Annotated in this window: 16 protein-coding genes; 6 read left to right on the top strand and 10 right to left on the bottom strand. The window is 41.6% G+C overall.

The features are described from left to right. Positions 1-37 precede the first annotated feature (37 nt). The 3 genes from ACM0OW_RS01820 to lysA all read right to left on the bottom strand — a co-directional run bounded on the left by ACM0OW_RS01820 (position 38) and on the right by lysA (position 3,349). Positions 38-787 (bottom strand): isoprenyl transferase, encoded by a 750-nt coding sequence (locus ACM0OW_RS01820; protein ID WP_414548313.1) that lies wholly within the window; start codon positions 785-787, stop codon positions 38-40. Continuing rightward, complete coding sequence (gene cdaA / locus ACM0OW_RS01815) at positions 784-1,707, bottom strand: diadenylate cyclase CdaA (RefSeq protein WP_414548312.1); 924 nt, start codon at positions 1,705-1,707, stop codon at positions 784-786. The genes ACM0OW_RS01820 and cdaA overlap by 4 nt, the downstream gene beginning before the upstream one ends. Positions 1,708-1,933: 226 nt before the next feature. Continuing rightward, a complete protein-coding gene (gene lysA / locus ACM0OW_RS01810) occupies positions 1,934-3,349 on the bottom strand; it encodes a diaminopimelate decarboxylase (protein WP_414548311.1) in 1,416 nt (471 codons plus the stop codon). A 297-nt stretch (positions 3,350-3,646) separates the two neighbouring features. Here lysA and rimI point away from each other — a divergent pair, with 297 nt between their 5' ends. The 3 genes from rimI (at position 3,647) to ACM0OW_RS01795 (ending at position 7,443) form a co-directional block, all read left to right on the top strand. Beyond that, complete coding sequence (rimI, locus tag ACM0OW_RS01805) at positions 3,647-4,192, top strand: ribosomal protein S18-alanine N-acetyltransferase (RefSeq protein ID WP_414548310.1); 546 nt, start codon at positions 3,647-3,649, stop codon at positions 4,190-4,192. Between the two features lie 428 nt (positions 4,193-4,620). Then, positions 4,621-7,092 (top strand): ATP-dependent Clp protease ATP-binding subunit, encoded by a 2,472-nt coding sequence (locus ACM0OW_RS01800; RefSeq protein ID WP_414548309.1) that lies wholly within the window; start codon positions 4,621-4,623, stop codon positions 7,090-7,092. A gap of 147 nt (positions 7,093-7,239) precedes the next feature. Continuing rightward, entirely contained in the window at positions 7,240-7,443 is a 204-nt protein-coding gene (locus ACM0OW_RS01795; protein WP_414548308.1) for a hypothetical protein, read from the top strand. 444 nt (positions 7,444-7,887) lie between these two features. On the opposite strand, the gene ACM0OW_RS01790 is transcribed toward ACM0OW_RS01795, so the two are convergent. The 3 genes from ACM0OW_RS01790 to ACM0OW_RS01780 form a co-directional block, all read right to left on the bottom strand. Further along, entirely contained in the window at positions 7,888-8,640 is a 753-nt protein-coding gene (locus ACM0OW_RS01790) for a TspO/MBR family protein (protein ID WP_414548307.1), read from the bottom strand. A gap of 94 nt (positions 8,641-8,734) precedes the next feature. Next, positions 8,735-9,712, bottom strand: a complete 978-nt coding sequence (locus ACM0OW_RS01785) for a Bpu10I family restriction endonuclease (RefSeq protein WP_414548306.1) — start codon at positions 9,710-9,712, stop codon at positions 8,735-8,737. Continuing rightward, on the bottom strand, positions 9,703-10,923 hold the full coding sequence (locus tag ACM0OW_RS01780) for a DNA cytosine methyltransferase (RefSeq protein WP_414548305.1): 1,221 nt from the start codon (positions 10,921-10,923) through the stop codon (positions 9,703-9,705). The genes ACM0OW_RS01785 and ACM0OW_RS01780 overlap by 10 nt, the downstream gene beginning before the upstream one ends. A gap of 237 nt (positions 10,924-11,160) precedes the next feature. Between ACM0OW_RS01780 and ACM0OW_RS01775 the strand changes: the two genes are divergently transcribed. The 3 genes from ACM0OW_RS01775 (at position 11,161) to grpE (ending at position 12,784) form a co-directional block, all read left to right on the top strand. Further along, positions 11,161-11,424, top strand: coding sequence for a ParB N-terminal domain-containing protein (locus ACM0OW_RS01775; protein WP_414548437.1), 264 nt, complete (start codon positions 11,161-11,163; stop codon positions 11,422-11,424). 56 nt (positions 11,425-11,480) lie between these two features. Next, positions 11,481-11,972: a Dps family protein gene (locus ACM0OW_RS01770; protein ID WP_414548304.1), complete on the top strand. Its 492-nt coding sequence runs from the start codon at positions 11,481-11,483 to the stop codon at positions 11,970-11,972. Positions 11,973-12,115: 143 nt separating this feature from the next. Further along, on the top strand, positions 12,116-12,784 hold the full coding sequence (gene grpE, locus ACM0OW_RS01765; RefSeq protein ID WP_414548303.1) for a nucleotide exchange factor GrpE: 669 nt from the start codon (positions 12,116-12,118) through the stop codon (positions 12,782-12,784). Between the two features lie 130 nt (positions 12,785-12,914). On the opposite strand, the gene ACM0OW_RS01760 is transcribed toward grpE, so the two are convergent. From ACM0OW_RS01760 to ACM0OW_RS01745, 4 genes are all read right to left on the bottom strand, one after another. Then, entirely contained in the window at positions 12,915-14,651 is a 1,737-nt protein-coding gene (locus ACM0OW_RS01760) for a R3H domain-containing nucleic acid-binding protein (protein WP_414548302.1), read from the bottom strand. Positions 14,652-14,715: 64 nt separating this feature from the next. Then, complete coding sequence (gene ldpA / locus ACM0OW_RS01755; RefSeq protein WP_414548301.1) at positions 14,716-15,861, bottom strand: circadian clock protein LdpA; 1,146 nt, start codon at positions 15,859-15,861, stop codon at positions 14,716-14,718. Between the two features lie 228 nt (positions 15,862-16,089). After that, positions 16,090-17,925 (bottom strand): EAL domain-containing protein, encoded by a 1,836-nt coding sequence (locus ACM0OW_RS01750; protein ID WP_414548300.1) that lies wholly within the window; start codon positions 17,923-17,925, stop codon positions 16,090-16,092. Then, entirely contained in the window at positions 17,922-20,504 is a 2,583-nt protein-coding gene (locus ACM0OW_RS01745) for an ATP-binding protein (RefSeq protein ID WP_414548299.1), read from the bottom strand. Before ACM0OW_RS01745 ends, ACM0OW_RS01750 begins: the two co-directional genes overlap by 4 nt. Between the last annotated feature and the right edge of the window lie 79 nt (positions 20,505-20,583).

Below are 20,583 nucleotides of genomic sequence, written 5' to 3'. Positions count from 1 at the left end.
GTCCAAAAAGCTTTCAATTCGTTTTCAACCTCTTGTTCTAGACTTTGCCAAATCTACGCTCTCGTTTTTGATAGGCGCACAAGGCGCGGTAAAACTCAGTCCGGTCAAAATCTGGCCAGAGAGCATCAGTAATATAAATTTCCCCATAAGCCATTTGCCAGAGGAGGAAATTGGAAAGCCGCATTTCGCCACTGGTACGGATTAATAAGTCGGGGTCAGTAATTCCGGCTGTGTACAGGTGACGCTCAAATAACTGCTCATCAATTTCATCAGGTTGAATGATACCTTGCTGGACTTTTTGAGCGATCGCTCGGCAAGCTTGTAAAATTTCCTGCCGTCCGCCATAATTAGTAGCGACCGTAAAGCGAATCGCACGATTATGGCTTGTTTCTGCCATTGAACGCGAGATTTCTGCTTGTAGCGATCGCGGCAGAGCCTCCAAATTGCCCACAAACTGAATCTGCACATTCTCCTCAACCATTTCCCGCAGTTCTTGGCGGAGAACCCTTTGAAACAAAGTCATTAAAAAATCTACCTCTTCCTGGGGTCTTTTCCAGTTTTCAGTAGAAAAAGCATAAGCCGTGAGTGCCTGAATACCCCAATCTTTGCAACAGCGCAGCAGATCCTTGAGAGCATCCACTCCGCGCTTATGTCCCATAATTCTGGGTAGACCTTGACGTTTAGCCCATCGACCATTGCCATCCATAATCACTGCGACGTGTTTTGGCAGTAGTTCTCGTTTTAAGTCAGAGGGTAAATTTTGCAATTGAGTTTGTTGTGCTGTCATTTTTTATTTCGAGAAGCGGTCGATGGTAATCCGAGTACACGTGAAACTAATCCTATTGCCTTACGACTCACCTGAGAACCCAAACCTAACAGACTAGGAGCCACAGCTTCCCGGTCTACAGTAGGAGATAATCGAACCTCTAAAGACTCTTTGAGTGTCCTAATGGTCAGTGGTCGATTGAGATTTCCTCGTTCCGCTAAGGAAATAGAACCCGTTTCTTCTGATACAACGACACAGATACAATTTTCGACTCGCTCAGTAATTCCCATCGCCGCCCGATGGCGTGTTCCCAACTGGCGCGAGGCTGTGCGTCCCGAAAGTGGTAAAATTATACCTGATGAAACAATCCGCGAGCCACGGATCAAGGTTGCCCCATCGTGCAGTAAAGTTTTTGGTTGAAAAATTGTTTGGATAAGTTCCTTAGAAACATCAGCATTCAGCTTGACTCCAGGTACAGAAAAATCTCGCTCGTGAATCGGACCAGTTGTTTCCAAAATCAGCAAAGCTCCTATGCGGTTTTTGGAAAGTTCTTTAACCGCATCCACAATTTCATCAATCACACTATCAGACTTAGGGATTGTTAAACTGGATGGCTTAAATAACTGTTGGAATTCACCACGTCCCACTTGTTCCAAAAATCTGCGAAACTCTGATTGGAGAGCAACTGCCATCGCCACAGCGCAGCCAATCACCAACTTTTCTAGAACAAAATTTAGCAGTGGTAGACCCATTCTGCCGCTAATTGCTGACGCTAGCATTAAGATAATAAAACCCCGCACCATCCAAAGTGTTCGGCGCTCACTAATAATAACTAGTATCATATAAGTCAGCGCTAACACTAACAAGATATCCAGAGTCCCAAGCAGCAAGGACTGCGACCATCCTAGGTTTGTCAGCCATTGCTTCCACGAATCTCTCATGACATCTGGATTACTCTTTGTTCTCCCTCAATGTTCTGTCATTTCGCTGTCATTTTCATGCCCCAAAGGTTGACGCTTGAGGCATTAACAGTTATCGGTTATCAGTTAACAGTTATCAGTTATCAGTTTTATAACTAGTGAAAGACCACACCAATTAGTGAAAAGCTTTGGTGGCGGGTTTCAATTCCTTACATACGCCTGTTAACTGTTAACTGATTTCAACTGGTTACTTCTGCGCGTTTAGTCTGTCTGGTAAACAATCTTGTCGAATCAAGTCCTGATAACTTTCGCGGCGCAATATTAAATTGGCTTCGCCATTGGCTACTACAACGGCTGCTGGCCGGGGTAAGCGATTATAGTTAGATGCCATACTGTAATTGTACGCACCAGTTCCCATAATGACCAGAATATCCCCAGGTTCAGTTTTTGGCAGTTGGGCATTTTTAATCAGAATATCCCCTGATTCACAATGCTTACCCGCAATTGTCACTGTTTGGGTGAGTGGAGCAGATACCTTGTTGGCAACGACTGCACGATAAACTGATTGATAAGTAATAGGTCGAGGATTATCAGACATACCGCCATCAACGGAGATGTAGGTACGAATTTCGGGTACGACTTTCGATGATCCAATAGTATAGGCCGTGATGCAGGCTGTGGCAATAAGCGATCGCCCTGGTTCACACAGCAGTTTTGGCAAAGGCAGATTTGCGGCTGTACAAGCTGATTGAACGACTTCACAAATTGCCTTCACCCATTCTTCAATACTGGGGGGATCATCAGATTCGGTGTATCTAATTCCTAAACCACCGCCAACATTTAATTCTGTGACGTTTAAACCGTAATTTGCGGCTTTCTCTAACCACTGCACCATCACAGCCGCTAAATCGCGATGGGGTTGACGTTCAAAAATTTGGGAACCAATGTGAGCGTGTAACCCTACGCAGTTCAAGGAAGGTTGTTGACTAACAAAGGTAAATACTTCATCCAAATCATTGGGGTCAAAACCAAATTTACTATCTAAATGTCCAGTACGAATATATTCGTGAGTATGGCATTCAATCCCTGGTGTTAACCGCAACATGATGCGAATGGGGGCAGATGTACTCGGTGCTGCTGCTGCCATCTCCACCAAAGTCCGCAATTCTTGCCAGTTATCCGCCACAATAGTGGAACCAGAGTCGATGGCTAAAACGAGTTCTTCACGAGATTTATTATTACCGTGGAGGTAGAGTTTGTCAGGACTAACACCAGCATTCAGGGCTGTGTAGAGTTCGCCGCCTGAAACTATATCTATTCCCAAACCTTCAGAGGCTGCGATCGCGCAAACAGCTAAACAATTCCAGGCTTTTGAGGCGTATAATACCTGAGATTCCCCCTGGTAATATTGCTTAAATGTATCCCGATATTGCTGACAAGCTAAACGCAGCGTTTCTTCATCTAAAATGTACAAAGGCGAACCAAACTGCTCCACTAGGGTTGTGACATCACACCCACCAATTTCCAGGATGTCTTGACTATTAACTTTGGCGGTCAAAGGCAAAAGTTCTTGATTGGGCGAAACATTTGCGTTTTGGCTGCGCCTTTGAGGTAAATACTGACTACCAGTATATTGAACCTCTGTGGGGTGAGTCGATACCATAGTTTTTATAAATTTTCCTTGCTCAAAGTTCAAAGTGTTTTGGGCGTGGCGTAATAAAGTGTCCCGATCCTCAGTTTACCGAAAATATCGCGACAACAGAAGATATGCCAAAAGTCAAAAGTCAAAAGTAGGGGCGGGTTCATAGATATCATTCAATATCAACGAGGATATTAGTAAACCCGCCCCTACCCATTCCCCATTCCCCATTCGGTGTCCGGGCGGGTTTATTAAAAATTTCGACATACCACAGACTCACTGCTTCAACCCGCCCCTACCCATTCCCCACTCCCCATAAACGTGACTTCATTAGAATTAAAGCTTAAAACACTGACTTCAGACGATCTGAGTGCAATTCTGGAATTAGATCAAGCCTGTTTCGGCGGTTTGTGGACTATGGAAGGCTATCAAAGAGAGTTAGACAGTCCTAACAGTGAATTATTGGGTTTGTTTTTCCCCCTTGCTCCGTCCAAACTCCTAGGTCTGGGCTGTTTTTGGGCAATTTTAGACGAAGCACACATTACAATTTTGGCGATTCATCCCCAATATCACCGCCAAGGTTTGGGACAGGTTTTACTATATTCTTTGTTGAAGGCTGCTTGCGATCGCGGCTTAGAGCGATCTACCCTCGAAGTTCGAGCTTCTAATGCAGCGGCTATATGCTTATATCAAAAATTTGGCTTTAAAATAGCGGGGCGGCGCAAAGGTTACTACCAAGATAACGGCGAAGATGCTTTGGTGCTATGGCTGTCAGATTTACAATATCCGCAGTTTACAGAAACTTTGGACAATTGGTATATTACCGTGAGCGATCGCTTGCGCCAGTCTGATTGGCAGATGCTTTGAGTCATTGGTAATTTGTCGCGGAAAATCAGCAAACCGCGATCAGGATCACATTAACGAGAAAAAATTCAGGTTTCCGGGGAAAATATTCATTAAAATATTTAATCAATAAATAATTTTAGTTAAGAAGAATATATATGTCGGCGATATTCTTGACTAAATGATGATGAATATGATACAAGTGAATGTTTGTAAATGGTTGAACAGATCCTCAATCATTGTGGCCTGTTGCATAGGAGTTAAGCCCAGAAACACTGGTAGACTCAAGCCCCTCAGTATAGCAACCACAGAAAAAGTAATAAAGAACTAACAATTACGCCATCATCTCCGGCGAAACTTTTTGGTCGCCTATAATCTTTATACAGGCATCCAAAAGCCGAGCCTGTGCTAAAATCAGCATACCGGCACGACGCAGGTGATGGGAAAAATGTATGTTTGAACGCTTCACAGAAAAAGCCATTAAGGTAATCATGCTGGCCCAAGAAGAGGCCCGCCGCTTAGGTCACAACTTCGTCGGAACCGAACAGATCCTCTTGGGTCTGATTGGGGAAGGAACGGGAGTTGCAGCCAAAGTGTTGAAATCAATGGGTGTCAATCTTAAAGATGCCCGCATTGAGGTAGAAAAAATCATAGGCCGGGGTTCGGGCTTTGTGGCTGTGGAAATTCCGTTTACGCCACGGGCAAAGCGTGTTTTAGAACTATCCTTGGAAGAAGCGCGCCAATTAGGGCATAACTACATTGGCACCGAGCATCTGCTGTTGGGCCTGATCCGGGAAGGGGAAGGTGTGGCAGCCAGGGTGCTAGAAAATCTAGGGGTAGATTTATCGAAAGTACGAACCCAAGTTATCCGAATGCTGGGAGAAACAGCAGAGGTTTCAGCCACTGGTCCATCGGGACGCACCAAAACTCCAACCTTGGATGAATTTGGCTCGAACCTGACCCAAATGGCCGTAGACAACAAGCTAGACCCAGTTGTAGGACGCGCCAAAGAAATTGAACGAGTGATCCAAATTCTGGGTCGCCGGACTAAAAATAATCCAGTATTGATTGGTGAACCAGGGGTTGGTAAAACAGCGATCGCTGAAGGTTTAGCATCGCGAATTGCCAACAAAGATATCCCCGATATCCTGGAAGATAAGCGCGTAGTCACTCTAGATATTGGCTTGCTAGTAGCAGGAACCAAGTACCGGGGTGAATTTGAAGAACGCCTCAAGAAAATCATGGATGAAATCCGTTCTGCGGGTAACGTCATTCTGGTGATTGACGAGGTACACACCCTAATTGGTGCAGGTGCGGCGGAAGGAGCCATTGATGCAGCAAACATCCTCAAGCCAGCTTTGGCTAGAGGCGAATTGCAGTGTATTGGAGCCACAACCCTAGATGAGTACCGCAAGCACATCGAGCGAGATGCAGCCTTAGAGCGACGCTTCCAGCCAGTAATGGTAGGTGAACCGTCAGTTGATGAAACTATTGAAATCTTGCACGGGTTGCGCGAACGCTACGAGCAACACCACAAGTTGAAAATCTCCGATGAAGCTCTTGTTGCGGCGGCTAAATTATCAGACCGTTACATCAGCGATCGCTACCTTCCAGACAAAGCCATCGATTTAATCGATGAAGCTGGTTCTAGGGTACGTTTGATGAACTCCCAATTGCCCCCAGCAGCCAAAGAGTTAGACAAAGAACTACGTCAAATCTTAAAAGAAAAAGACGACGCTGTTCGCGGACAAGACTTTGACAAAGCCGGCGAACTGCGCGATCGCGAAATGGAAATCAAAGGTGAAATCCGGGCGATCGCTCAAAGTAAAACCAGCGCCACCGGGACTGAAGGTGACGAACCTGTAGTTGGCGAAGAGGACATTGCTCACATCGTCGCTTCCTGGACAGGCGTACCGGTGAACAAACTCACCGAATCGGAATCCGAGAAGTTGCTGCACATGGAAGACACCTTGCATCAGCGCTTAATCGGTCAAGAAGATGCGGTGAAAGCAGTGTCAAGAGCCATTCGCCGAGCTCGTGTCGGTTTGAAGAATCCTAATCGACCCATCGCGAGTTTTGTCTTCTCCGGTCCAACTGGTGTAGGTAAAACCGAGTTAGCCAAGTCCTTGGCTTCTTACTTCTTTGGTTCCGAAGAAGCAATGATCCGCCTGGATATGTCGGAATATATGGAACGCCATACAGTTAGTAAGCTGATTGGTTCGCCTCCTGGTTATGTTGGATATAACGAAGGCGGTCAATTAACTGAAGCTGTCAGACGGCGACCTTATACAGTGGTGCTATTCGACGAAATCGAAAAAGCCCACCCCGATGTCTTCAATATGCTGTTGCAAATTTTGGAAGATGGTCGGTTAACCGATGCCAAAGGTCGCACGGTAGACTTCAAGAACACCTTGCTGATCTTGACTTCCAACATTGGTTCTAAGGTCATTGAGAAAGGCGGCGGCGGTATCGGCTTTGAATTCGCCGATGATGCTACCGAAACTCAATACAACCGCATTCGCTCTTTGGTGAACGAAGAACTGAAGCAATACTTCCGTCCAGAGTTCCTCAACCGTCTAGATGAGATTATCGTCTTCCGTCAGTTGAGTAAGCCAGAGGTGACAGAAATTGCCGAAATCATGCTCAAGGAAGTATTTGGTCGTCTAACTGAGAAGGGTATCGTCTTAGAAGTTACCGATCGCTTTAAAGATCGCCTGATTGAGGAAGGTTACAGTCCCAGTTACGGTGCAAGGCCGTTACGTCGCGCGATTATGCGCTTGTTAGAGGACAGTCTAGCAGAAGAGATTCTGTCTGGTCGCATCAAGGATGGCGATACAGCCTTAGTCGATGTTGATGAAAATGGCATTGTCCAAGTTAGTTCTCAACAAACACGGGAGTTATTACCCCAAGGCGTTGAGTCTTAGTTAAAATTTGTAAAGTTTAAATAAGCGGTGGGGAATTTTGGTTCTCTACCGTTTTTTTTGTGTCACGCACCAGGCGCACCAGAGGAGGAAGAGGGGTTTTAGTCTAGGATAAAATGTTAAGTATAGTAATCATAGGTATTGACAGTTATGATGTTTAGTGATGTAGTTGAAGCGATAAAATGTTTTTCAACTGAAGAAAAGTTACATATTCAATTGTTATTGCAGCAATATTTAAGGGAGGAAGGTCGGGAGGAAATTTCTCAAAATTTGCAAGCAGCGAAGCAAGAAGAAAATGGTGAACTTCGATTTTCTGCAAATATTGATGAACTGAAACAACTGATAGAAGAGTGATGATAGTCGTAAGTTTTAGTTCTGCATTTTAACGTGCATTTAAAAAACGTATTAAAGGTAACGTAGATTTAGAAGCACGGTTTTGGCAAAAGTTAGAGCAGTTTACAGCAGATCCTTTTGAACCAATTTTAAAAACTCACAAATTATCAGGAAATTTGCAAAATTCCTGGAGTTTTAGCATAGATTATGATGCAAGGGTGATATTTTACTTCACTGATGATGGAGGTGCTGTATTTGTAGATATTGGTAGTCATGATGAAGTTTATTAGGAAAAAATTAATGCAGACAACCAATATAATATTATCCTCCTCATCAAACCTACTCAAGAATAATTCGACTTTACGGAACAATCAATAGATTCAATATTATATACTTCATATATGCTGATGACAAGCGGTAGAGGATGTATTTTCTCTACCGTTTTTGATTGTGAATTTTAATTATTTAGTTTTCCCCAGGTGTCAGCTTTAAAGGATACAATGGTTCAGCGCCATTTAATTGCCAAATTCTAAATACCAATGCAGCAGCTACAGTTATCCAGACACAGGAAACAGATAAAATCATTCCCGCTAAAGGAACTGTTTGCCAATACACTGCTGTCACCACCAGAGCAGATAACCAAGGGCCTAAAATTACTACAGGAACAGCAGCACCTAATCTCCGTTCTACACTATAAATCGTATTCCAAGTATCGCCTAAAGCCAGATGTACCACAAACAGAATTAAAGGTAATACTAAAAATTGGTGATTCATTTCTTGCCAAACTAATACAGAAGAAATTACCCGTAACACTGCAATTATCATCCAAACTATGGGAAATGCTAAAGGTGGAGGAGACCATCTTGGCCTAATTACCTGGTCATAAGTTGTGCGAGAACGGGTATTATCTAAAAGGGAAAAAATTCGGGAACGGATACTTAACACCGCAAAAAATAATGCAGTCAATACAGTGCTAAACCAACTAGGAAAGGAAGAATTGTTATCAATGAACATGATCAATTTTTCCATTCCCATCAACACAAGAATCATCACTCCTATTTGCAGGATAGTTCCTAGTTTATAAACTAAAACTGCGTTGATATCGAGTTCTTGTGTAGTAGCTACTGATGCATTGGGAAGCTGTTCTTTACCAGGTTTCAACCCCATTACTGTATTGACAAACTTTTCCAGTATTCCCGTATTGTTGGATTGGTTCATAATGAAGAGGTTGTGAGTAGTTTGTAACTATTAACATTGTATTATTTATACATTGTATTATTTATAATATTGCAGCAATTTATCAAACATATAACTATTCTTCAATTAACCAACCGCGCTTTATCCCATATTCAATTCCTCCAGTCCAATCCATTATTAAATGCTTTCGCACTTTATGAAATAAATGCTGAACAACAGTTGGATTAATTGCATTTTTAACATAAGTGTCTTCATATCTAAATTCTCGGTCAGTGTTTTTTTGCTGACGTAGTACATAAATCTGATCAACTTTGTACTTCCGAAGATTGACATCACTGGTTAACTTGATCCACTCCATTAGTACAATATATAAACTATTTGGATTTCTTGCTTTTAAGTCCTCTGCTGCTCGTGATGAACCTTCCAGCATAGTTTTATCCAGATATGTTTTACATTCAATAACAATAACTGGAATATCAAAAATATGAGTTTCCGTATTACCTGTGATTGTAACTTCTGAGTAGTTTTCTGGTTCTTCTTTCATAATTGTAATCGTTTCCCCAGGATTTTCTTCTTCTTCCGGTGGTGTAACTGCTTCAAACGATGCTTCAATAGTTGCACCAATCACAAAATCATGGTCTTTCTTTTCAATACGCGCATAGGGGCGTTTAAGCATCTCAGCATATTTTGGAGGAACAAAGAAAATATCTTTGAAAGTATGAGATTTTCCAATAAGAGCATTTTTTCCGAAATCTTTTGCTAAATCTCGAAATAAATAATAAAGAAATTCTTCCAATACACTGGAGTGAAGATTTGAGCGAGAGTCAAACTTCTCAGCAAAATGTTGTTGATCTAAAAAATCCTTATATGTTGAGAAAAGTTCTACTCGCTTGTTAATAGTTTCAGCATCATTATCAGTAGGTATTGATGTAGGTCCGACTAATTGAACATTAGCTAAATGCCATATATTATATTGAACTCTAATTTCTTGGAGATATTTTTTACTTTCAGCATCTCTATATTTTTTACGATGATTCTCCTTTTGTTCCAAATTTGAACCGTGAACTAAAGGGTTTCTCTCAGTTACGGACATAGTTCTAATTTCTCTTTAAGATGAACTGCAATTGCTTTAGCAAGAAGAGGTGGTACAGCATTACCTATTTGATTGTATTGACAAAGAAACTTCTCATTTAATCTATTTTCTCTTTGTAATAATTTATGAGATACAACGGTTTTTTTCCCTAAAAAACGATAAGTATCAGGGAAAGATTGAATACGTGCACCTTCACGAGCGGTTAAATTACGGTGCTGGAAAGGATGGATAAAATTTGCATAAAAAGAAGCTGCTATGGTGTGAGCTGGTTTATGAGGATTTAAACGCCTGTTATTTTGGTCGTAAGTTTTATTTGATAATTCACCATTTCCACTACGGAGTTTAGCACCATATTCTTTTGGTACATCTGAACTAGATTGTCCCCATTTGATTTGTTTAAAACGTTCTACCAACCTCTGTGAATGTTCCATTGCTACATGATTATAGATAATTTTACTACAATTTCTGATCCAGTGCTGATAGTGATTTTGAGAGTCTAATATCAAGGGTTGCTCCTCTTGTCCTTCTCGCGCATTAAGTGGAGGTAAATCTGAAATAGCATCCCATAATTTAATTGCAGGAATTAAATCTATGTCTCCAAATGATAATTGATAACTATTACTAGTTAATAAATTTAGAGAGTGCGTTTTTGGCGGAATACCTAATTTTTTACCTAGTTTGTTTCCGACAATAAAGACACGCTCTCTAATTTGAGGTACGCCATATTCAGCAGAATTAAGTAACCATATTTCTATGCAATATCCCATTTCCTCAAAAGTTCTTTTGAGAATATCTATGACTTTTATACTTTCACTGTTTTTACGTGATAGCAAACCTTTAACATTCTCCATCACAAATGCTTTTGGTTGAATAAAATCGATCCACTGAGCAAAGTTAATGAATAAAGTATTTCTTGGATCATTTGGATCTTTTTGTGCTGGTCCAGCAATACTAAAACCTTGACATGGTGGACCACCAATAATAACATCGGGCTTGTAGAGACAGATTTTTTTAACACTACTTAAAGTATTAAATTCACGAATATCATTTTGAATCACTGTCATTTCTGGGTGGTTATAACGCAGCGTGTCACAAGCCCAAGCATCAATTTCCACAGATAGAGGTATAGAAAAACCTGCCATCTCAAAACCTAAACTAAAGCCTCCAGCACCAGCAAATAAATCAATAGCCACAAATTTTTCTGTTTTCATAGAATCTTAGTTACCAGAAATGTTGAACATTAGTATAAAATTTTCTATTTTTAGTTAACGTAAGTCTAAATTTAACACGCCTATGCTTTATGGAAATTGTCAAGTTAATTTTTGTGAAAGCGATCGCATCTCAATTCCCTATTCATCAACTTCTAACCAAATGTACCTTGCAAACTAAAGTCATAACGACTATGATTTAAGAAAGGATACAAAACAAACGAGTTAAGTAAACTTTTGATCATGAGAGTTCAAGAAATTTCCTTAAATCAAATTAAGCGGCCTTTACCCCGTGCAAACGATCCCAATAAAGTTCAAGCCTTAATGGAATCCATTGCAGCTATTGGTCAGCAAGAACCCATTGATGTTCTAGAAGTGGAAGGAGAGTATTATGGCTTTTCTGGTTGTCACCGTTATGAAGCTTGTCAGCGCTTAGGCAAAGAAACAATTATCGCCAGAGTCCGAAAAGCGCCACGTAGCGTCCTCAAGATGCACTTAGCATGAGTTAATAGATGTTAGATGTTAAATTTCTCAAACATATAACCAATTAGGAGAAAAATATGTCACCTCAAGCAACAGCCAAAAATGTAAATATCGGTATTGATGACGCAAGTAGGGCTAAAATTGCCGAAGGGCTATCTCGCCTATTGGCTGACACCTATACACTGTATCTCAAAACTCATAACTTTCATTGGAACGTTACAGGGCCGATGTTCCAAACTTTGCATTTAATGTTTGAGACTCAGTATACAGAATTAGCTTTAGCCGTTGATTTGATAGCCGAAAGAATCAGAGCATTGGGACACCCTGCGCCAGGAACCTACAGCGAATATGTCAAACTGAGTTCAATTCCAGAAACTCCAGGAGTTCCCAAAGCAAAAGAAATGATTGGCTTGCTGGTGGAAGGACAAGAAGCCGTAGTCAGAACTGCACGTTCTATTTTTCCTCTATTGGAAGAAGTCAACGACGAACCCACCGCCGATTTATTAACTCAACGGATGCAAGTCCACGAAAAAACCGCTTGGATGTTGAGAAGTTTACTGGAAGAATAGGATGTTTCGGTGAGTTACGACGGAAATACATTTTTCTTGTTGTGCAAACATTTATAGCTGTAAAGGTGGGTTACGACGAAAATACATTTTTAGTGTTTTGTAAAGTTTTTTAGCCGTCTAACCCACCCTACCCCTAATGACTAATGGCTAATGACTCCCAGAAGTTGCAAAATTTGATGCAACGTGTAAATATTTCTAGTTTTAAAGCGTTGAGTCGAGATGCTGGTGTCTCAGAACGGCAAATTTTGCGACTGCGACAAGGCAAACTAGAACAGATGCGGGTGGATGTGCTGCTGAAGTTATGCCAAGTTTTCCAGATTTCATTGAGTGAATTACTCGAAACTTTTTCAGCACTCCCTACTCCCCATTCCCCACTCCCTAGCGAAAAAGAGATTGCGGATTTAAAAATAGAGTACCAGCGATCGCAACTGCAACTAGCACAACAGCGAGAAATATTAAAACAAGAATTCCAGCAGTCGAGTTTACAATTGCTGGAATCTTTATTATTACAATGGCCGACAGCAGCCCAGAAAGCTCAGGAAAATCCCCAGTTAGCTGCTATTAAAATTGTGCCTTTGGTGCAGAAGCCCTTAGAAAGATTATTACAGGAGTGGGAAATACAAGCGATCGCACAAGTGGGAGCAGAAGTACCATATAATCCCCAAATGCACCAATTAATAGCAGGAACAGCCCAACCCGGTGAAACAGTGAAAGTACGTTACACAGGCTATCTACAAGGCGACAAGCTACTGTATCGAGCCAAAGTTAGTCCAGTTGAAGAAGCAGGGGCGCAGGGAGCCGGCTTGCCGTGAGCGTAGCCGTTAGCGAAGCTTCCCAAAGGGTACGGGAGCAAGGGGGAGTGAGAAATTACTTTAAACTTCCGGTTACTTAACAACCTTTCCTCTTCTCCCCTGCACCCTCCCCCCTGCCCCTCCGCCTCTTTTACGCTGGATAAATCCGCAAACGGCGATTTGGTTCCTCGCCAAAACTATCAGACTTGAGTCGATAGTGTTCTACCAACTCATGCTGCATTTTGCGGACTTTGGAAGAACGGGGTAATAACTCCACTGGCTGACCTTTGGGAATTACAATCTGCTCTACAGCTAGTCTGGCTTCTTCCAGAGCATCCATTTCATCATCTGAGCCACCGTGCAGAAACAATTGCAGTTCCCGGTCATCGGTCATTTCCGGATCTTCAATGTTCAATAGCCGCCGCAAACCACGGGTAATCTGTGGAATTGTACTGGACTTAATGATATGAATTGGCACATGACGAACTTTAGCCATTTGCCGTAACTTGGCGTGGTTTTTGACGTGCGATCGCAATGCTAAAATTGCATCAGCAGTATCAATGTCTTTTGTCAAGACCACTGGCAAAGTTAGTACACCAATCACCTGTTCCAATTGATGGCGACTCACACCATAAGGATAAATGTGTAATGGCAAATCTTCGCCATTTGGCCCTGCGTGTCTACTCGTCTTGACCTCAATACTTTCTGGATAGTTGAAGGATTCATCCAGCAAGCGATCAAACTCACTACGTCCAGTCGTGCGCTCCCGTTCTAAAGACAAAGGTGGCAATGCTACCATTTGTCCTGATGAACGCCAGCCATTAGTCGGTCGCGCTGGTGGAAACGATTCCGCTCTGGGGGAAACTTGCCCACCTCGACCATTAACCACTGATAACTGCCGTGTAACAGCCACCTTCCCTTGCTCATCCACAGTTCTAGTTTGTGGACTAGGCTGACGACCTCTGAGCAAAGTATCTACCGTATCCGCCACACTTTCGTGTACTACCCAGCGTTGCCGTTCCAACATTTCCACAGCAATTTCAAAAGTTGGGGGGGCTTTGCGTTCCAAAACCGTCTTTTGACTACCCCGCCTTCTAGCTTCGTCGTCCCCTAAAGTCACAGCCTGAATACCCCCAACTAAATCAGACAACGTGGGGTTTTTAATCAGGTTTTCAATTTGGTTCCCGTGGGCAGTACCAACCAATTGCACACCCCGTTCAGCAATGGTACGCGCCGCTAAAGCTTCTAATTCCGTACCAATTTCATCAATCACGATGACTTCTGGCATATGGTTTTCCACAGCCTCAATCATTACCTGATGCTGTAATTCAGGTTGTGCAACTTGCATCCTTCTGGCGCGACCAATAGCCGGATGAGGTACATCACCATCCCCAGCGATTTCGTTGGAGGTGTCAATGATGACTACCCGCTTATGGAAATCATCTGCTAAAACACGGGCAATTTCTCTTAAAGCAGTAGTTTTACCCACACCTGGCCGTCCCAGCATGAGAATTGATTTACCAGTTTCTACTAAATCGCGGATCATGCCAATAGTGCCGAACACTGCCCGACCTACACGACAGGTCAAGCCAATAATTCTACCACTACGGTTACGGATAGCGCTGATGCGATGCAAAGTTAGCTCAATTCCGGCTCGATTATCTCCGCTAAAGGTTCCAATTCGCTGAATGCAATCATCGATTTGGGCTTGAGTGACGGGTGTTTCGCTCAGATACTCAGCTTGATTAGGAAAGCGAGCCTCTGGGGAACGACCTAGATCCAAGACCACTTCAACTAAACTATCTCGTTGCGGATGACTCTCCAGGACTTGTCGCAGGTCTTGGGGCAAAATGTCTAATAACTTTTGAAGGTCTTCGTTAATCGTCATGCTTTCTATGGTGACGTTTTTAGAGATAACGTTTACACTGAGCGCAGCCGGAGTGAACGAGCAATTAGCGCTCCTGCTGTGACTTGATTTGAGAAACCAGGGAATGGGCAAGCTTTACTGCTGGCCAGAGTAATTCGGGTTCTGCTTCGAGGCGAATTTTCGCCTTGACACTGGTTGAATTCACCTCCTTATTTTCTAATTGTTCCAGAATTGGTGACAGCAACACACGGGCGTAGCTACCGTAAGCGATTCCAGATACATGGGGCTGAGGATAAGACTCTGCACTTTTCAACAGTCCCATTGCCTTTAACTTAACAATGGTGTAGCTATTAGTGCCACCTGCTAACTGCACATATCCCGGTAACTTGGCTGTCAAAACTTTCTGCCCTAGTTTCACCGTTGCTAAAGTGGTGCCATCTCCAATATCACCACTCATAGGACGGCCGTCTGTCTGCCAAATTAAGCACCCACGTAATGGACTAATGATTTCAGTAATTGCTTGTAGGTAGTCAATCATGCCCTCGCCATCGGGACAGCTAATGGCTAATACCTTGAGGTGGTCAGCCCACGGGGAGATTGTTTGCCATAATTGGCGAAATTTTGCCAAATGTCCGACTTTTGTGTGAATTTCTACGGCATCTACGACCTTTGACATTACCAATGGCGCGATCGCTGTCGCAGTGGACATATATGATTTTGTATAAATTTTACCATAAGGGCAAACGGGTATGCAACGTCCACAGCCGTAGCACTTTTGGGCTTCGACTCCCGAAGTGTTTACATTGAGCGGAGTCGAAGTGAACGCAGTCGAAATGTCATCTATCCGGTTAAATGCGATCGCCTGGGCTGGGCAAATGCTTTCACAGGGTCTAGGGCAATCTGTGGGGCATTCACTAGCGTTAAACTCGGCTTTGCGAAAGTGGGGGTCTTCGCCATCGTTGAGGCTGACCATCAAAAAAGGTAAATTGCCTTGATAGGCATAACCCCGCGCGTTGGCATCCTGCACCAAATGCCTGGCTACTTCTATCCCTTCCTGCGCTGCTGCTATTACTGCCGGATCAGCTGCCACATCTATACAGTCAGCACCTGCCAATGTATAGGCCAATGTTAAACTTCTGACAGCTGGCAGATGTTGGAAGCTGGCTCCGCAGATCAGTTTGAACCAGTGTCCTTCTTTCAAGGATTGTAAAGGGGCGAACAAATCAGTCACATTTCTATTATGCGTTTACGAAACTAAAAATAGTAGTCTCTAATATAGAAAAAGTCTTGATTTTCTCATCCTGAGTTCTTACTGGTTAGAGTCTCACTCTAGGAATCGTCTGTCAACCCCCTATAGTCAGAGATTCTACTGCTAGGTTATATACCACAAAAAGTCTAAGTAGAGGCTGCTATGACTACGCCACGCAAGCTATCACTAGATATTGTTGAGATTTTGTGATTACCATTGAGGTGCTGCATTGAGAAAATTGAGGACTAAATCTGCTTCTATTGGTCTAGAAAATAGATATCCTTGAGCAAAACCACAATTTAAAGTTCTGAGTTTTTCTAACTGTTCTCTCGTTTCAACCCCTTCAGCAATCACAATCATTCCCATTGATTCAGCGATACTAATGATAGCTGGTAATAGTCCCATATTTTCGGGATGTTCTCCCATGATTTTTACAAATGATTGGTCAATCTTTAGTTTAGTTAAAGGAAAATTATGTAGATAGCTTAAAGAAGAATAACCAGTACCGAAGTCATCCATAATTAATTTAATATTTCTATCTCTTAACTGCTGAATAATCTGCTTCACAGCATGATTATTTTCCATGATCACACTTTCTGTGATTTCCAATTCTAAATAAATTGGATTGATTTGTGTTTCATTAATAATTTTATCGATTTCAAATATTAAGTTGGGTTGTGAAAATAACCGCGCACTCAAATTAGCACTAATAGTTAAGTTTTTTGGTGTAGCAGGGTAAGCTTGCCAAATACGTAATTGATTACAAGCTGACCGCAGTACCCATTTATCAATAAAATTAATCAAACCTGTTTCTTCGGCTATGGGAATAAACTCTGTGGGATAAATTAGACCACGAACTGGATGTTTCCAACGTACAAGTGCTTCAAATCCAGACACTTTCCCTGTAGCTAAAGAAATAATGGGTTGATAATAGACAACAAATTCTTGCCGTTCTACAGCTCGACGCAAATCATTTTCCAAATCTAAAAGCTGAATAGCTTCTTGATACATGGCTGGGTCAAAAAGATGGTATCTAGCTCTTCCTAAAGCTTTAGCACGATACATTGCCGTATCAGCATCCCGCAGTAAATACTCTGGCTGCTCGTAGTCTTTACTCCCCCAGTTAATGCCAATACTAGCATTCATAAAAACTTCGTATCTGGAAAGTTTAAAACTAAGTGATAACTGTTCTAAGATGCGTTCAGCGACTTGGATTGCGGCATCAATATCTGGTACATTTTCCAAAATAATGCCAAATTCATCACCACCCAATCTTGCTAAAGTCTCATTTGCTCTCAGACATAATTGTAGCCGACGAGCAATGGCGATGAGTAATTCATCTCCTACTAAATGCCCTAAAGAATCATTGACAACTTTAAAGCGATCGCAATCTAAAAATAATACAGCAAATTTATAATTTGATTCTTGCTTAGAGAGGTTTAAAGTTTTCTCAAGTCGCTTACTAAACATAAATCTGTTTGGTAAACCAGTGAGAGAATCATGTAATACCATATCCAACAGTTTACCTTGCAATTGCTGACGAGAAGCAATTTCTTTTTGCAATATTTCTAAAGTTTTCTCCAGTTCCAAGGTGCGCTGTTTTACTCTGTTCTCTAGTTCATTATTTAGTGTTAATATTTCTAATTTTGCTGTCCTTAACGCCAATTGATTTTGGACACGGACTAAAACTTCTTGAAAATCAAAGGGTTTGGAGATATAGTCAACTCCCCCAACCTGAAAAGCCTTCACTTTGTCGAAAATATCATCTAAAGCACTAATAAATATAACCGGAATTTCTGCTGTTAAATCCCACGCTTTTAAACGTTGGCAAACTTCATAACCATCTACATCCGGCATCATAATATCAAGTAAGATCAGATCCGGTAACGCTGATTGGCAAGCAGTCAAAGCCATTTGCCAATTTAAAGCTTTACGAACGTTATATCCTTCTTTTGTGAGGATAGAGGACAATACGCGCAGGTTGTTTGCCGTATCGTCAATGATCAAAATATCTTTTTTATCAGGATTTAATGGCTTGTAATTCATTCTGCCTTTGTTCTGGTCAATTCCATAATTTTCTCAAACTGATATTCGCTGGCTAAATCCCTGAACAATTGGAAAAGTTGACTTTTAGCTGGCGGTACTTCCTGGAGTAATTCAAAAATCAAGTCATCGCTACAAATGGCTGCGGCATGGTGGATATTCTCTAGCCAAGTAGGTGACATTTGTGACAACTCCCTGAGAATTTCGGGTGCTTGGGATAATATCTGTCTTTCTTGATGAACATCTGCTGTTTTAGTAATTTCTCCCTGGCTGATATATTTTACACTGAGATGTTGCTTCACCTTATCTAGTAATACTTCCCGTGTAAATGGCTTGCGAATAAAATCATCGCCACCAGCTGATAAAACTTTCTGATGTTCTTCCTCAAAAGCACTAGCAGTTAGAGCGATAATCACTGTATCAGCCGGGGGAACACATTGCTGCTGTTGGGTTTCCTTCATCGATGGAATAGTATTTAGTTTTGCCGACTCATAAATATCTGAAGAATTGCCATGAGGGTGAAGTGCTTGGTTTGACAAACACTTATATCCGGTGTCGGTATCTGCTTGAGCAGCAAGCTGTAGGTAAATTTTTTCTAGCCTGTCATTATCAGTCTTGAGAGTTTTCTTGACTCGTTGACCCACCACACTAGCTTTAATGATTTTTGTGGCTTCGTAACCATCCATTACAGGCATCCGCATATCCATAAAAATCAGGTGTGGTTGCCATTTCCTCCATTGGGCGATCGCTTCTTGACCATTATCCGCTTCTCGGACAATAAAGCCAATAGATGATAGTAGTTTAACTACAACTAAACGACTTTCTAATACATCGTCTACTACTAGTATTCGGTATACTTGCTGTCCTGGGGCTAAAGCAATTACTTGTTGTGGAGGTTGCTGGATGGTAATTTGACTAGCTGAAACTGGAGTGATTTGAATATTAAAAGTAAATTTACTTCCTATCTCCAGTATACTACTGACACTAATATTACCACCCATTAGTTGCACATATTTACGGCTAATTGCTAAACCAAGTCCTGTACCCCCCTGAGATTTGATTCCACTGTCGGTTTGCTGAAAAGCTTCAAAAAGCAGGTTAATTTCTTGGGGAGAAATACCAGAACCCGTGTCTGCTACCTCAAAAATCAGGGATTGGCTAAAATTTATACCACCATTCTCTTCTTGTCCTCTGATCTCCTGCTCCTCAGTCTCCATTGAAACACGTAATGTTACACTTCCTATTTTGGTGAATTTGAAAGCATTTTCTAAAAGGTTGACTAAGACTTGACGTAGTTTGCTTTCATCAGTTTGCACATATTGCGGGATATCAGGTGTATATTCAAATATTAGTTTTATTCCTTGAGAAATAGCACGAAAATGAAACATATCTTCTAGTCCATCCAAAAGACGAACTAAGTCAAAATTGCTCATATTCAATGTACTTTTACCGGCTTCAACTTTCGACAATTCCAGAATATCGTTAATTAAGTTGAGGAGATGTCCACCAGCATGATTGATGATATCCAAATTTCGTTTATTTTCGCAGGATAAAGAATTGTCATAACTCATAATTTGAGTAAAGCCGAGAATAGCGTTGAGTGGGGTACGCAGTTCATGGCTCATGTTGGCGAGGAATTCGCTTTTGGCGTGGTTTTGCTGCTGGGAGATGTGTTGAGATTGAATCAGTTTTTCTTGAGTACTTTGTAATTGAGTTAATTGACTCTGACTTGTAGATAACGCCTCATTTAAAACGTTCATTTCAGCACGTTGTGATTCCAATAGCATTAAAGACTTTTGTAATTGCCATGATATGATGTTAAATGAATTACCTATTTCTCCTAATTCGGCACATCTTTGCATGGCTGTGATCTGGGGACATTCCCCTGAAGCAATTTTTTTGCTGACTATGTTTAATTGCACAATTGGTTTAATGATCCATCGCTCAATTAAAAAGCCAATTTCTATAGCCACTAGTAATGCAGCTACGCTTAAAAGAATAGTAATAAGAAGATTTTGATGAATTTTTTCGATAAATTCAGCTTCAGGAATCACTACAACAACTAGCCAATCAAAACCAATTTCATCTTGCCAATTCTTGATCTGTACAAAATAACGCGCTCCGGCTTCAGTAAATTGGAATTCTTGATTACCTAGCAAAAATTTCCAGCTACCAAAGCGTTGAATTAAATGCCGATTTGTGAGTAGAATTAAAGAATCTTGGCTCTGTGATCCTAAACGGCGTTGTTTTTGACCATCAGTAAAGTTGTATTTTGCCTCTGTTTTAGAAGTAGCGATCATTCGCCCATAACGGTCTACAATAAAAGCTTTTCCCAAATGTCCAATTTTTAAATTACTTAAGAATTTATTGATTTGTGGCAACATTAAATCAACAGCCATCACGCCATTGATTTGATTAGTTTGTTTAAAACTCGTTAAGTAGCTATTGAGGTTTTGTTCGATGCGATCGCCAATTTCATTTTGTAATTGAATAGCCTGCTTTTTTACCGCTTGCTCTCCGTTCTGCAATAACAGGTAGCAGGCAAACACCATTAATCCACAAATTTGCAAGACAGGAGGCACAATCAGAACCGATCTGAGTTGCACCTTCGCAGAGAATCTGCTAATTAAGCAGTTAAACAATTTAACCGACTGAAGTTTA

The sequence above is a fragment of the Anabaena sp. CCY 0017 genome (assembly GCF_963920885.1).
GTDB lineage: Bacteria > Cyanobacteriota > Cyanobacteriia > Cyanobacteriales > Nostocaceae > Nodularia.
Note: the sequence above shows the minus strand (reverse complement) of the source record. Positions and strands in the feature narration are given on the sequence as shown.

What these genes read in the sequence shown, in the direction of transcription:
- ACM0OW_RS01750 (WP_414548300.1), bottom strand. Translation starts at nt 17,925, where the DNA reads ATGAATTACAAGCCATTAAATCCTGATAAAAAAGATATTTTGATCATT.
- ACM0OW_RS01770 (WP_414548304.1), top strand. Translation starts at nt 11,481, where the DNA reads ATGTCACCTCAAGCAACAGCCAAAAATGTAAATATCGGTATTGATGAC.
- cdaA (WP_414548312.1), bottom strand. Translation starts at nt 1,707, where the DNA reads ATGAGAGATTCGTGGAAGCAATGGCTGACAAACCTAGGATGGTCGCAG.
- ACM0OW_RS01800 (WP_414548309.1), top strand. Translation starts at nt 4,621, where the DNA reads ATGTTTGAACGCTTCACAGAAAAAGCCATTAAGGTAATCATGCTGGCC.
- ACM0OW_RS01760 (WP_414548302.1), bottom strand. Translation starts at nt 14,651, where the DNA reads ATGACGATTAACGAAGACCTTCAAAAGTTATTAGACATTTTGCCCCAA.
- lysA (WP_414548311.1), bottom strand. Translation starts at nt 3,349, where the DNA reads ATGGTATCGACTCACCCCACAGAGGTTCAATATACTGGTAGTCAGTAT.
- ACM0OW_RS01780 (WP_414548305.1), bottom strand. Translation starts at nt 10,923, where the DNA reads ATGAAAACAGAAAAATTTGTGGCTATTGATTTATTTGCTGGTGCTGGA.
- ACM0OW_RS01790 (WP_414548307.1), bottom strand. Translation starts at nt 8,640, where the DNA reads ATGAACCAATCCAACAATACGGGAATACTGGAAAAGTTTGTCAATACA.
- grpE (WP_414548303.1), top strand. Translation starts at nt 12,116, where the DNA reads ATGGCTAATGACTCCCAGAAGTTGCAAAATTTGATGCAACGTGTAAAT.
- ACM0OW_RS01795 (WP_414548308.1), top strand. Translation starts at nt 7,240, where the DNA reads ATGATGTTTAGTGATGTAGTTGAAGCGATAAAATGTTTTTCAACTGAA.
- ACM0OW_RS01785 (WP_414548306.1), bottom strand. Translation starts at nt 9,712, where the DNA reads ATGTCCGTAACTGAGAGAAACCCTTTAGTTCACGGTTCAAATTTGGAA.
- ACM0OW_RS01820 (WP_414548313.1), bottom strand. Translation starts at nt 787, where the DNA reads ATGACAGCACAACAAACTCAATTGCAAAATTTACCCTCTGACTTAAAA.